Source organism: Frateuria flava (assembly GCF_017837635.1).
Classification (GTDB): Bacteria; Pseudomonadota; Gammaproteobacteria; order Xanthomonadales; family Rhodanobacteraceae; genus Frateuria_A; species Frateuria_A flava.
Genome location: NZ_JAGJRS010000012.1, coordinates 1 through 12354, shown reverse-complemented (window position 1 = coordinate 12354; position 12354 = coordinate 1). Strand labels below are relative to the sequence as shown.

Sequence of the window (12354 nt, the reverse complement as noted above, 5' to 3'; positions counted from 1 at the left end):
ACCCCGCAATTGGCTCCCTCTCCCCTCCGGGGAGAGGGCTGGGGTGAGGGGCTGGGGCTCGCGGACTTCTATGGCCGAGCGCCGCACTTGGCTCCCTCTCCCCTCCGGGGAGAGGGCTGGGGTGAGGAGCCGGGCTCGCGGACTTCTATGCGCGAGCGCCGCACTTGGCTCCCTCTCCCCTCCGAAGAGAGGTCTGGGGTGAGGGGCCGGGGCTCGCGGATTTCTGTGCGCGAGCGCCGCACTTGGCTCCCTCTCCCCTTCCGGGAGGGCTGGGGTGAGGTGCCGGGCGCGCCCGACAGCTCATCCAGCGACATGCGTGCGCACGCAGGCAGCGGCTCGCCCGCCTTCCCGCACGCCCGCCGCTCACCCATGCCACACAGACAGCCGGAGCAGCCCGCCACCACCGGCTCTCGACCCATCCGCCACGCCCGACACGCTAGCGTCAGTGGCACCGTCGCAGCCACAGGAACCGCCATGACCACCACGCTCGTCCCCGGCAACACCCTGATCACCGCCTCCCCGGAAGAAGGCCGCCAGCTTGCGATCAAGATGGCGCGCCTGGTGATCAAGGCTACCCAGCCCGACGACAACGTCCGCAACGAGCTGCGCGACGTCTACGCCCATGACGCCCGCGCGCTGATCGACGTGGGCCACGTGGTGGCGATCGAGTTCGCCACCATCGCCGCAGCCAATAACTACTGGCGCGGCTGACGCCCACGGCGGCCTGGCGTCCGCCCGGCCGTCCACGCACCCTGCACGGCTCACCATCGCGCCCACGAGCGCAACGGCCGCACGCCCGCATGGACGCTTTCTGCACGCGCCTGTGGCTATTCGTTCAACCTTTGAGGCAGCAGGGGCCTGTCTGCCGGGGCCAGGATCGGGATGCGGGGTATGCGAATGCGCTTTCGCTTGATCAGTTGCGTGCTGGGAAGCGCGCTGTTCGCAGGAGTCTCACCACCGGCGGTGCATGCCACCTCAGCGCAGGCGCTGGTCAGCCAGGGCAACGGGCACGGTGCGCCCCCCTGCCAGTCCTGCCACGGTGCCGATGGCGGAGGTCAAGCCGCCGCAGGCTTTCCCAGGCTGGCGGGCCTCGATAGCGCCTACCTGGCCCGCCAGTTGGCCGATTACGCCGCCGGCACGCGCGCCAACCCGGTGATGCAGCCGATCGCGCAGTCCCTGTCCGCCGACGAGCGGCAGGCGGTGGCGGCCTACTACAGTCGCCTGCCGGCGCCGGCCCCACCACCGACCGCGCCGCCGTCCGAGGGCATCGGACAGACCCTCGCCACACGCGGGCGCTGGTCCCGGCAGGTGCCGGCGTGCGAGCAATGCCACGGTCCCGGCGGCGTGGGCGTTGGCGCGAACTTTCCGCCGCTGGCCGGACAACCGGCGGCTTACATCCAGGCGCAGATGGAAGCGTGGCAACAGGGCACACGGCGCAACGATCCGTTGCAACTGATGCAGCATGTGAGCCGCAAGCTCAACGCGGATGAGGTCGCAGCGGTGGCGCAATGGTTCGCCGCCCAGCCGCTGCCGGCCGGGAGCAGTGGGCAATGAAAAGACGTCAGTCATTGCCGTTACCCACGATCGACTTCTGCCCTATTAGAGCTTGACGAGCGCAGGCTTGGCTTCCGGCGGGTCGCACAGCACGGCTTAATTACCCCCCGTCTCTTTTGTTCCACCTCACCCGCTGTATCTAGGTCTCGGCCGTGACGCCAAGGAGCGAGCGGATGCCCATAGAGCTTGGCTGAACGCGAGCATCAGTCCAGACGATCTGCAAAGCATTCGAGCATATGTGCACGGAAGCGTGCCCTTGGCGATGAACGTGTTCTACGCATGGTAGAAACACCCCTGAGGCGACCCGCCGTCAGCCGTCCACGTGGTGGCTAAGGCGACGTATTTGACAGATTTGATTACCCCCGCCCCCTTTAATTCCTCCCCTTTAATTCCGCGGCTGCCCGGTACGTGTGGTCGATCGACTTCATGAGCGACGCACTCGCCTGCGGGCGACGCTTCCGGACGTTCAATGTGGTCGATGACTCCCTGACCCCGTTAGCTGGCCGATTTCGCAGGCGCTTAATTACCCCGTCCCTTTTGATTTCCGATTTCCCGCCGTCACCGGACTCTAAGCAACCAACTTTCGCAAGGGATCGGAGAATTCAATTTCGTGCATGCCGAATAGCTCTTCAAGATCCTCCAGACCATGCTCATGTCTAAATTTTTCCTCGCTTGCAGAAATAGGTATTAGCCACAATATTCGAGCATGCCGGCCATCAGACAGATGAACGAACTCAAAATCGCTTCCGTATGGATATGGCAGCGAGACCAAAAGACGGTCCAAGTGTGAATTATTCGCAATGGGTCGGCCGATGTTCATCGTATGACCAACATCAAGGCGATCTGATGGCAAGGAGTGCAAATATGAAACCATAGTTAGCAATTCAACATTGCCACAAGATTTTTCGTTCGCGATGTAACAAAACTCCGTACCGTATCCGGGCTCATCCAGGATCTTGGAGGCGCCTGCAGTCAGGTAATGAATTTTGTTATCGATAGATGCTTCGATTATTTGAAGCCAAGGCATGGTTTCCGCCGATTTCCCTTTTGCCCATCTGTAGAATTGAACATCTCTAGAGCCAGTCAAGTGATCAGCCAGATCGATAGCAAGTAGCGATGGCTGGACAGCCTCACACGGATATTTATACCCAGTCATTGATCTCGATTCCGCTCTTGCTCTTGGACATATTGTCTTTGCTGAGCTCCTTCCCGCGACTGGCATTGTGCGCAGTTCGCACCATCCAAAGATTCAGGATTATTTGAGTAGGCTTTCTTTTCAGCAGACGACATGCCTGCCCCGCCATGTTCGTAGTTAACTTCGGATAGAGGTGGCTCATGCTGAGCCTGCGGGGAAGTCCTAGTCCCAGACACCATTGTTTCTCCACACTTAGGACAAGGCTGTCCTTCTGCCGCCTGCCTCGCTGCTTTCGCCGCAGGGTTATTTGAATTGTAGCGGCAGCCCTTTCGACTATACCGTTCTGCGGCTGACCGAACACCCTTCGCAACATCTTTTGCATCGCCTATACTGACAGGTGAAACGACCTCACTTAACAGTGAAGCACCCGCGAGTAACTTTTCTCCGGTGGTCGATGTTGAACTTCGAAGCGTGTTTACGTCATCGACGATCCCACCAACAGTGGCAGCGACGTTTCCGCCTTTGATTCCCAGCTTGATCAGCTTGGTCAGAACGCTACGGCCATCCGGATCCGTAAACTTGTAAGGGTTGTCGCTGGCATACCAATAGCGATTGAACGCTCCGATCGGGTTGCTGTAGGCCGTCACCGGATCGACGCTGAGGAACCGCCCCACCTCCGGATCGTAATATCGCTGCTGCATGTAAACGAGCCCGGTATCCGGATCCTCCACATGCCCCGTATACCCCGGCCCCGTCGCTACCGGCCCCGCCTGCTGCTTCCCATAGGGCCGATAGTCGTACCGCGCAATGATGTTGCCCTGCGCATCCTCCCGCGCCAGCACCGTGCCCTGCACATCCGTCAGCACGTACGTCGTCGTTTCCGCCGCCGGCGCCGGGCCGCCCCAACCTACGCTCAGCAACACCAGCACGACCGCCGCAACGCGCGCCCACGCCGCGCCTCTCCAACCTGATGCTTTCACGATGGCTCCCTCCTTGGTCCACAGCCGGCCCGCGCCACCACGCCGCGCCCGCCTCATAGCTTCACCGCCGTCACCGGGCTGGACCACGCCGAGCAGCCGTTGGCATCGCAGGCACGTGCCGTGACGCTCTGCCCGGAATGACTGACCTCGGTGGCCGGGATCGATAGCGTCGTGACGTTGAAGGTCTTCACGGCGCCCGTGACCGTATCGGTCGCCCGCACCTCATACCGCGTCGCACCCGTCGCCGCGTTCCAGCTGGCGGTGAGGAACCACGCGTAGGTCGGCTCGGGCGGTGGCGGCATCATGCTCGGCGAGACGTCCGTCGAACCGACGGGGGCCACCTTGAGCGAGGAGGCACCGGCTATCGCACTGAACCCCGTGCTGACCCACCGTACCTGCGCCGTCACGCCCGTCACGTTGGTGACGATCGCCACCGTGACGGTCACGGTGGCGCTCCACGGGCCATTACCACCGCTGTTGGAGGCCATGACCCGATAGCGGTAGCTCGCGACCGCCTTGCCGCTGAACGCCTTCGACGTGCCTCCGCCGCTGTAGACCGTGGACCAGGCGCCGCCGTTGACGCTTTCCTGCAAGGTGTAGCTGGCGGCCTGGAAGACCGTGCCCCAGCTCACCGTATAGCTGCCCGTTCCATTGGTGCTGGGGGCACTCAGGCTCGGCGCCGTGCTGGGCGGGTTGTACACATCGCGCTGGACAGCGCTGACCCAGCCGCTGCAGGCGTATGGGTTGCAGGCACATACGGCATACGAGTGCATGGAAAGCGGCCCGTCGTAGACGCTCTCCACCTCTTTGGACGTACCGGTCGTGCTGCCCACGACGCTACCGGTGCTGGCGTCCTTGACTTCGTAGTACGTGGCGCCGGTGCCGGGATGGTGATCGCCACGGTCGCGACCGCGCCATAAGGCCCGCAGCCGGCTGCATTGCAGGCTCTGATCCGGTAACCGCAGAAGCTTAATTGCCCCATCCCTTTAGCTTACTTTAGCCGCAAATTCTTTATTTAAAAGGAAAACGACAACCCCTCCAAAGCACCATAAACGGACTAGTAACTGTAGCAAGACAATGCGCAAGCACGCCCAAGGTTAGACTCCGCTCCTTTAACTTAATTTCCGCATAAAATCGCATCCCCCAAGGCATTCCATTTCGCCACGCTCTCAAATACCAGTATTTAGCCTTAGAAAAGTTGCCCATTATGTTTTCATAGACAAAACCCATGATCATCATGGCGCACCGATTATTATCAAGCGCAACAGCTTCGCGACATAATGATATAACGTCATTTGATCTATTAGAATCCTTTCTAAGCAGGACTCTTGCATAACCTATAATGCCCTCGCTTCCGAACTTAGCGCTCCGCTCGCTTAAATAAATGAAGTCATCGAGCGCAGCATCAGTTTGAACTTCGCCAAATGTTCCATCCTCGAATGCTCTTGCACGCATAAATCTTGCAGCAAGGCCTATCGAGCTTTCGGGATCTTGATTAATAAACGAGTCCAGCGCTTGCCTGACTTCAGCCACGGATTCGGCAGACTTATTGCGCCTCGCTAAATTGAGATGATCAACTAACTTTTTTTCCGAAAGCTCAAATTTATCTAACGTCTTTCCTACCATTACCTGAGCCCTCATGACATTTTGCAAAGGCACCTGAGCCTGGGTGCGCGCAACCACTTTTATTATGAGCGCCATTCACCAGCCCATCAATCTCAGGTCCGGCGGCGCAGTTGGCAAATCGCGCGGAGAAGGTGGCGGCGGGCTCGGGGGAGATGGAGGCTGTGGAGACTGCGGCCTGGGCTCGACGATTTTTTTGTTCATCTCTCTCGCTTGATTCAACATCCTCTCTATCATTTCGTCCAGCTGCCTCAGGCACTCTACCATTTCAGATTCGACCTGTGGATTCAACGGATCAAATTTAGGATTTCTCGGATCCAATGCCTCAGAAGAAAAACATCGCAACGACAAAACACACATGAAGACATTTCTAGATGTCTTGCTTGTTATGACAGATGTAGCCCGCGACAATACAGCCAATTCTGGAGCAAAAACAACGGCAGCACCACCACCCGTCAAAACTGCCGCACCTTGAATGCCAACTAATATCTGAGCATCTCTTTTGACAATAGCATCCGCTTCAGCAAGGCTTACGCAAGAGTTAGTTTGATGACAGTCTAATATACGATCGGGTTGATTCTTGCCATAACCAAAGCTTTGTCTTACATCGGGATCAATAAAAGTAATGGGGTTGCTTTTAGCATACGAATAACGGCCACTCTCGATAGGAGAAGAGCTAAAAATCGGATCTACGCTCAAGAACCGCCCCACCTCCGGATCGTAATACCGCTGCTGCATGTAAACGAGCCTGGTATCCGGATCCTCCACATGCCCCGTATACCCCGGCCCCGCCGCCAGCGGCCCCGCCTGCTGCTTGCCAAAGGGCCGATAGTCGTACCGCGCAATGATGTTGCCCTGCGCATCCTCACGCGCCAGCACCGTGCCCTGCACATCCGTCAGCACGTACGTCGTCGTTTCCGCCGCCGGCGCCGGGCCACCCCAGCCCAAGCTCAGCGGCACCGGCACGACCGCCGCAACGCGCACCCACGCCGCGTCCCTCCAACCTGTTGCTTCCACAATGGCCCCCTCCCTGATCCACGGCCGGATCGCACCAACGCGCTTGCCCTCCCCCTCCTGCCTCATAGCTGCACCGCCGTCACCGGGCTGGACCATGCCGAGCAGCCGTTGGCGTCACAGGCGCGTGCCGTGACGCTCTGTCCGGAGTGACTGACCTCGGTGGCCGGGATCGATAGCGTCGTGACGTTGAAGGTCTTCACGGCGCCCGTGACCGTATCGGTCGCCCGCACCTCATACCGCGTCGCACCCGTCGCCCCGTTCCCAGCTGGCGGTGAGGAACCACGCGTAGGTCGGCTCGGGCGGTGGCGGCATCATGCTCGGCGAGACGTCCGTCGAACCGGCGGGGGCCGCCTTGAGCGAGGGGGCACTGGCGATCGCACTGAACCCCGTGCTGACCCACCGTACCTGCGCCGTCACGCCGGTCACGTTGGTGACGATCGCGACCGTGACGGTCACGGTCGCGCTCCACGGGCCATGGCCACCGCTGTTGGAGGCCATGACCCGATAGCGGTAGCTCGCAATCGCCTTGCCGCTGAACGCCCTGGACGTGCCTCCGCCGCTGTAGACCGTGGACCAGGCACCGCCGTTGACGCTCTCCTGCAAGGTGTAGCTGGCGGCCTGGAAGACCGTGCCCCAGCTCACCGTATAGCCGCCCGTTCCATTGGTGCTGGGGGCACTCAGGCTCGGCGCCGTGCTGGGCGGGTTGTACACATCGCGCTGGACAGCGCTGACCCAGCCGCTGCAGGCGTACGGGTTGCAGGCACGCACGGCATACGAGTGCATGGAAAGCGGCCCGTCGTAGACGCTCTCCACCTCTTTGGACGTACCGGTCGTGCTGCCCACGACGCTACCGGTGTCGGCATCCTTGACCTCGTAGTACGTGGCGCCAGCGGATGCCTGCCATACGACCGTCAGGGTTTCGAGCTTGGGATTGACGCGCAGGTCGTTGGCGTACACCCCCGTGGGCGCCGGTGGCGGGATGGCGATTGCCACGGTCGCGACCGCGCCATAAGGCCCGCAGCCGGTTGTATTGCACCCAGTAAGTGAACCTGACCCCGTTAGCTGGTGTTGCAGGCTCTTCCGGTAACCGCAGAGTCTTAATTACCCCCGTCCCTTTAGTTACTAGCCATCAGCCGACCGCGGGGCGGCCAAGGCGCGCCAGAACGGAGGAGGCTTAATTACTCTCGCCCCTTTATTCCGCACCGCACTCCAACTGGCTGTATTTTGTTAACCTCGCCTGCTTATCCACGCGCCTTGGTCAACAAGGTCCGTGGCAAAACGGGCCTTGTTCGCCAGGGCGCATCAAAGCCCACTCCCGATTGTTTACGTTTCTTTATCCCCATCAATGAGAATTTTTAAACCGAAACATAAAAAAAACGTAACGCTAACGAATGGAATGACCCACACCCCCACAAGCGCTCTGCGCCTCAAGTTCATATCAACCCCCTCCGTCCCCAGCAAAACAACGGTCGAGCGCAGCATTAGATATAAAGAAATTAACCCATACACGAACAACAATACATCCGCAGCGACAATATGGATGCGATACTGAGAATAAAATTTATCCACAGACTGATCTTCTAAATGAAAAGAAAGCCACACCGCCAAAACAATTGCGAAACCAAGCGCCACAAGAGCCACCCAAGCCCAGCGAGCAAGCTTTTGCAAAGTTTTATTGTACGCAATGTACATATTTTTCACTCCGACGGATCTAAATCGCTTGGACCCCAGTAAAATAAAGAAACTACCACACTTGGAACATTAACACTTATCTCGCCATGAAAAATCAATGGATTCACTTCAACTGCAATATTCCCTTGGCTGACGGCATAATCTTTACGTGATTCGATGCCCACCAAAAAGAACGGGTCCTCATGCCTTTCCTCAATCGAAATGCCACGCGACGCAGAGATTGGAGTTCTCGTCTCCCACCCTCCCGCCTCTCCGCCGAGCTTCAACCGGCCCAACTGAAGAGCTAAAGATGGCCCTTTCCCTTGATACAATTGAGCGTACTCCATATAACCATTAAGCTCACCGCTTTCACCGATGTAACCCGTACCGATCTCAAGGCGACCAAGTTTCCCGACTTTAATTTTAGCGTTGAGACCAAGACGAACGCCCGCTTGTGCCTTGAAGGATTTCAAAAACCATTTTGCGTTCCGTTGGAGCTTCTGTTTAAAAGTCTTCTCGCTCAGACAAAAACTGCATCCTCTTCGACGATCGAAATGATCGAAGTAATAGTCCCCTCGCCAGTCTGATGAAACGCCAGCCAACTGGCCGTCTGGATCGGTGAACATCAAAGGATTGTTGTTTGCATACGCGTAGCGCCCCCAGCTATGGTAGAAACCGGATCCGTACTCAAAAATCGCCCCACCTCCTGTTCGTAATACCGCTGCTGCATGTAAACGAGCCCGGTATCCGGATCCTCCACATGCCCCGTATACCCTGGCCCCGCCGCCACCGGCCCCGCCTGCTGCCTGCCATAGGGCCGATAGTCGTACCGCGCGATGATGTTGCCCTGCGCATCCTCCCGCGCCAGCACCGTGCCCTGCACATCCGTCAGCACGTACGTCGTCGTTTCCGCCGCCGGCGCCAAGCCACCCCAACCTGCGCTCAGCAACACCAGCACGACCGCCGCAACGCGCGCCCACGCCGCGCTTCTCCAACCTGATGCTTTCACGATGGCTCCCTCCCTGGTCCACGGCCGGCCCGCGCCACCGCGCCGCACCCGCCTCATAGCTTCACCGCCGTCACCGGGCTGGACCACGCCGAGCAGCCGTTGGCATCGCAGGCGCGTGCCGTGACGCTCTGCCCGGAATGACTGACCTCGGTGGCCGGGATGGAGAGCGTCGTGACGTTGAAGGTCTTCACTGCGCCCGTGACCGTATCGGTCGCCCGCACCTCATACCGCGTCGCTGTAATGACCCAGTGATTTCCTGCTCAGGTGTTACGTTTAGACGGAGACGCCATGAGCATCGTGATGGAAGAAGAGATCAAACGCTGGACGGCGCGCCGAAAGTCGGCGCTGGTGCTGGAGATCATCCAGGGCAAGACGAGCGTGTCGGAGGCAAGCCGGCAGTTCGACTTACCGCCGTCGGAGATCGAGAGCTGGGTCGAAGACGGCAAGCGTGGCATGGAAAACGCGCTGCGGGCCAAGCCTGAGGACGTGCGTGAGCAGTACGAGCGTCAGCTCAAGGAACTGCAGGAAGCCTACGGCGAAGCCATGCTGGAGCTGCGTGCACGAAAAAAATTGCAGTCCCTGTTGGGCAAGGACGAGACCTGATGGTCACGATCCAGCAGGGACTGCAGGCCGAGGGTGTGGCGGTGTCGATGGCCAAGCTGTGCCGCTGGTTCGAGGTGCCGAGGCGCACGGTTTACTACCGAGCGGTGAAGTCGGCGCCGACGGTCCGGCCGGAGCTTGCCACTCCGATCAAGCAACTGATTGAAGCCGAGCCGTCGTTCGGCTACCGCACGGTGGCCGGCTTGCTGGGCATGAACAAGAACACAGTCCAGCGTACCTGCCAGCTCATGGGCTGGCAGGTACGCAAGCGGGCCGTGGGCATGCGACCACGCATCCAGGCCTTGCCGTCGGTGGCCACGGCCCCGAACCAGCGCTGGGCAACGGACCTGTGCCGGATCTGGGGCGGGCGAGATGGCTGGCTCACGTTGGCCTTGGTGATCGACTGCCACACCCGACAGCTGCTGGGCTGGCAGCTATCGCGGACCGGGCGAGCGACGACCGCCGCGGCAGCCCTGGAGCAGGCATTGATCACGCGCTTCGGCACGCTCGGTCAGGTGCCCGAGCCCTTCCTGCTGCGCTCGGACAACGGGCTGGTCTTCACCAGCCGACACTATACGCGGCTGGTCCGAAGCTACGGCCTGCGGCAGGAGTTCATCACCCCACACTGTCCGCAGCAGAACGGCATGGTCGAACGGGTCATCCGTACGCTGAAAGAACAATGCGCACACCGGCATCGCTTCGAAAGCCAGCAGCATGCGATGCGGGTGATCGGCGACTGGATCAGTTTCTACAACCACCGGCGTCCGCACCAGGCGCTGGGCATGAAGACACCCGCCGAAGCTTATGCTTTAGCGGCCTGACCTGTGCAGGAACCGCTGGGTCATTACATCGCACCCGTCGCCGCGTTCCAGCTGGCGGTGAGGAACCGCGTGCCCGATATAGCGCCCGGTAGCACTTTGCCTCCGTGCCGTACCGCTCGATGAACTGCGCCATCGACAACCCTGCCTGGAACTGCACTTGGTTCATCGCCATGACCGCTCTCCGCCTCGTAACCAGGCTCCGAGACTGCGCCGAGCAGGTCTCACATCACGCGACGTTCGGCTGAGCGTCGCCGCTAATCACGATCCGTCTTGTGCTTCGACTACTTAGCGGCCCTTGCCATACGTACTTTTATCTTGCCGATCTTTCTGCTGATAGCACGTTTTCGACTACCGCCTGCCAGTAAACAGAACTCAAGCGCGTGCCCAAAACAAGATTTGCCCACCTGGCTTCAAGCCAGCCCGCGACGGTACTCGGATTCGGATCTTGCTCGGCATCCGTAGTCACTAGCAGCGCGTGGAGCTTAGCGACCTCTGCGTCTACATCAGTCGCCCAGCCATTCTCAAGAGCAACAATGGCATTTGCCGGAAACGTCCGTGCTTGCCTGCTTTGGCTATTGAGCTCCTTTGCGATCTCGTAGTCCCCTTCATGGATAGCGAGCAAGCTCAACATATGACACGCGACCGCCGATTTAGGGTGATCCCGAAGGGTTGCCGCTGCACGCTCTATCTCATCTGGGTAGCAATAGACGTAGCGGTATACGTCCCACACTGCAGCCTCGAAGGCCCTAGGTCCGTCCATGGCCTTTGCAAGCTGCATTGACGCAGCCTCGCCATCGTCGATCGGAGGCAACATAAGCGCAACCCCGAGGGAAATGGATTCCTCTTCTGATAGGTCGCCGCGTGCAGAAATCTCCTCTAACGAGCTAACAATCCTCTGCAGATCGCCGCTGTCGAGTGCAAGCGAAAGATCACTTCGGCTTCGTAAGATCGATGACATTTTTACCCTGCCGCTCTGACGTGCCCTTAAACACATTCATAGATTGCAGTTCGCCGTTCTTAAAGAACGCACTGACTGTTGCGACCTGACCGTTCATCTTGGTCACAATCGTATTCACTCCGTTTTTTAGAGCTCCCGTCTTGTCAGCAGCCATGATTGCGTCCCGGGCGGATCCGATAATGGCCTCGCGCGTAGCCCCTAGCTGCATGATGCCTTGCCTCACATGGTCAGCCGAGAACACATGAGCAACCTTGAATGCATCTAGCCGAGAAGCCTTCCAGAGGAATCCGCCCGCCTCGCCGAGGAGCTTCCCTTTTCCAAGAGTTACGACCTCAAGTACTGCCATTGCGCCATTGCCTGCGCCGGCACTAGTCCCCTTATCGGCGACCTGGCTAACGCCTTCTGCACCAAATACATTCCACGCGGTAGCTGCAAAGGCCCAGCCGTAGGTTGCGAGACCATCTCCTCGGCCTGCCGCCTGCATGGCACTGGCGTCAATCATTTCGCCAACGCTGTCCCTGCCATCCGGATCGGTAAAGCGATACGGGTTGTTCAGCGCGTAAACGTACCGGTTGAAGTTGGTCATCGGCTTCTCGTAAGCCATTACCGGATCCACGCTCAGGAACCGCCCGACCTGCGGATCGTAATACCGCTGCTGCATGTAGACGAGCCCGGTATCCGGATCCTCCACATGCCCCGTATACCCCGGCCCCGCCGCCACCGGCCCCGCCTGCTGCTTCCCATAGGGCCGATAGTCGTACCGCGCAATGATGTTGCCCTGCGCATCCTCCCGCGCCAGCACCGTGCCCTGCACATCCGTCAGCACGTACGTCGTCGTTTCCGCCGCCGGCGCCAAGCCACCCCAGCCCAAGCTCAGCAACACCAGCACGACCGCCGCAACGCGCGCCCACGCCGCGCCTCTCCAACCTGATGCTTTCACGATCGCTCCCTCCCTGATCCACGGCCGGCCCGCGCCACCGCGCCGC

Annotated in this window: 16 protein-coding genes; 4 read left to right on the top strand and 12 right to left on the bottom strand. The window is 59.7% G+C overall.

The window, feature by feature from the left end; translation table 11 throughout:
- Positions 1-474: 474 nt before the first annotated feature.
- Positions 475-711: a hexameric tyrosine-coordinated heme protein gene (locus J7I44_RS05310; RefSeq protein WP_209616946.1), complete on the top strand. Its 237-nt coding sequence runs from the start codon at positions 475-477 to the stop codon at positions 709-711.
- A 252-nt stretch (positions 712-963) separates the two neighbouring features.
- On the top strand, positions 964-1554 hold the full coding sequence (locus J7I44_RS05305; protein ID WP_209616944.1) for a c-type cytochrome: 591 nt from the start codon (positions 964-966) through the stop codon (positions 1552-1554).
- A 568-nt stretch (positions 1555-2122) separates the two neighbouring features.
- Here the strand turns inward: J7I44_RS05305 and J7I44_RS05300 are convergent.
- The 10 genes from J7I44_RS05300 to J7I44_RS05255 all read right to left on the bottom strand — a co-directional run bounded on the left by J7I44_RS05300 (position 2123) and on the right by J7I44_RS05255 (position 9180).
- Positions 2123-2710 carry a suppressor of fused domain protein gene (locus J7I44_RS05300; RefSeq protein ID WP_209616942.1) on the bottom strand — a complete coding sequence of 196 codons (588 nt, stop codon included), beginning with the start codon at positions 2708-2710 and terminating at the stop codon, positions 2123-2125.
- Positions 2707-3669 (bottom strand): RHS repeat-associated core domain-containing protein, encoded by a 963-nt coding sequence (locus J7I44_RS05295; protein WP_209616940.1) that lies wholly within the window; start codon positions 3667-3669, stop codon positions 2707-2709. The genes J7I44_RS05300 and J7I44_RS05295 overlap by 4 nt, the downstream gene beginning before the upstream one ends.
- A gap of 53 nt (positions 3670-3722) precedes the next feature.
- Complete coding sequence (locus J7I44_RS05290) at positions 3723-4442, bottom strand: hypothetical protein (RefSeq protein WP_209616938.1); 720 nt, start codon at positions 4440-4442, stop codon at positions 3723-3725.
- A gap of 238 nt (positions 4443-4680) precedes the next feature.
- Positions 4681-5370 (bottom strand): hypothetical protein, encoded by a 690-nt coding sequence (locus tag J7I44_RS05285; protein WP_209616936.1) that lies wholly within the window; start codon positions 5368-5370, stop codon positions 4681-4683.
- Positions 5371-6405 carry an RHS repeat domain-containing protein gene (locus tag J7I44_RS05280; protein WP_209616932.1) on the bottom strand — a complete coding sequence of 345 codons (1035 nt, stop codon included), beginning with the start codon at positions 6403-6405 and terminating at the stop codon, positions 5371-5373.
- Positions 6406-6540: 135 nt separating this feature from the next.
- Positions 6541-7302: a phage tail protein gene (locus J7I44_RS05275; RefSeq protein WP_209616929.1), complete on the bottom strand. Its 762-nt coding sequence runs from the start codon at positions 7300-7302 to the stop codon at positions 6541-6543.
- 330 nt (positions 7303-7632) lie between these two features.
- Positions 7633-8001, bottom strand: a complete 369-nt coding sequence (locus tag J7I44_RS05270; protein ID WP_209616926.1) for a hypothetical protein — start codon at positions 7999-8001, stop codon at positions 7633-7635.
- A 5-nt stretch (positions 8002-8006) separates the two neighbouring features.
- Entirely contained in the window at positions 8007-8606 is a 600-nt protein-coding gene (locus J7I44_RS05265) for a hypothetical protein (RefSeq protein ID WP_209616924.1), read from the bottom strand.
- On the bottom strand, positions 8606-8989 hold the full coding sequence (locus tag J7I44_RS05260) for an RHS repeat-associated core domain-containing protein (protein ID WP_209616921.1): 384 nt from the start codon (positions 8987-8989) through the stop codon (positions 8606-8608). Before J7I44_RS05260 ends, J7I44_RS05265 begins: the two co-directional genes overlap by 1 nt.
- Before the next feature lie 53 nt (positions 8990-9042).
- Complete coding sequence (locus J7I44_RS05255; protein ID WP_209616918.1) at positions 9043-9180, bottom strand: hypothetical protein; 138 nt, start codon at positions 9178-9180, stop codon at positions 9043-9045.
- Between the two features lie 73 nt (positions 9181-9253).
- Here J7I44_RS05255 and J7I44_RS05250 point away from each other — a divergent pair, with 73 nt between their 5' ends.
- Positions 9254-9592, top strand: a complete 339-nt coding sequence (locus J7I44_RS05250; protein WP_342451870.1) for a DUF1153 domain-containing protein — start codon at positions 9254-9256, stop codon at positions 9590-9592.
- Positions 9592-10410, top strand: a complete 819-nt coding sequence (locus J7I44_RS05245) for an IS3 family transposase (protein WP_209616912.1) — start codon at positions 9592-9594, stop codon at positions 10408-10410. The genes J7I44_RS05250 and J7I44_RS05245 overlap by 1 nt, the downstream gene beginning before the upstream one ends.
- Positions 10411-10720: 310 nt before the next feature.
- Here the strand turns inward: J7I44_RS05245 and J7I44_RS05235 are convergent, their stop codons facing one another.
- Positions 10721-11368 carry a hypothetical protein gene (locus J7I44_RS05235; RefSeq protein ID WP_209616909.1) on the bottom strand — a complete coding sequence of 216 codons (648 nt, stop codon included), beginning with the start codon at positions 11366-11368 and terminating at the stop codon, positions 10721-10723.
- The coding region (locus J7I44_RS05230; RefSeq protein WP_280921056.1) for an RHS repeat-associated core domain-containing protein at positions 11340-12354 on the bottom strand (1015 nt) is incomplete at its 5' end. The genes J7I44_RS05230 and J7I44_RS05235, both read right to left, overlap by 29 nt.

Bases quoted from the DNA above. Each gene is read 5' to 3' on its own strand.
- J7I44_RS05310 (WP_209616946.1), top strand. From the start codon at position 475: ATGACCACCACGCTCGTCCCCGGCAACACCCTGATCACCGCCTCCCCG.
- J7I44_RS05300 (WP_209616942.1), bottom strand. From the start codon at position 2,710: ATGACTGGGTATAAATATCCGTGTGAGGCTGTCCAGCCATCGCTACTT.
- J7I44_RS05290 (WP_209616938.1), bottom strand. From the start codon at position 4,442: ATGCACTCGTATGCCGTATGTGCCTGCAACCCATACGCCTGCAGCGGC.
- J7I44_RS05285 (WP_209616936.1), bottom strand. From the start codon at position 5,370: ATGGCGCTCATAATAAAAGTGGTTGCGCGCACCCAGGCTCAGGTGCCT.
- J7I44_RS05280 (WP_209616932.1), bottom strand. From the start codon at position 6,405: ATGGTCCAGCCCGGTGACGGCGGTGCAGCTATGAGGCAGGAGGGGGAG.
- J7I44_RS05270 (WP_209616926.1), bottom strand. From the start codon at position 8,001: ATGTACATTGCGTACAATAAAACTTTGCAAAAGCTTGCTCGCTGGGCT.
- J7I44_RS05265 (WP_209616924.1), bottom strand. From the start codon at position 8,606: ATGTTCACCGATCCAGACGGCCAGTTGGCTGGCGTTTCATCAGACTGG.
- J7I44_RS05245 (WP_209616912.1), top strand. From the start codon at position 9,592: ATGGTCACGATCCAGCAGGGACTGCAGGCCGAGGGTGTGGCGGTGTCG.
- J7I44_RS05235 (WP_209616909.1), bottom strand. From the start codon at position 11,368: ATGTCATCGATCTTACGAAGCCGAAGTGATCTTTCGCTTGCACTCGAC.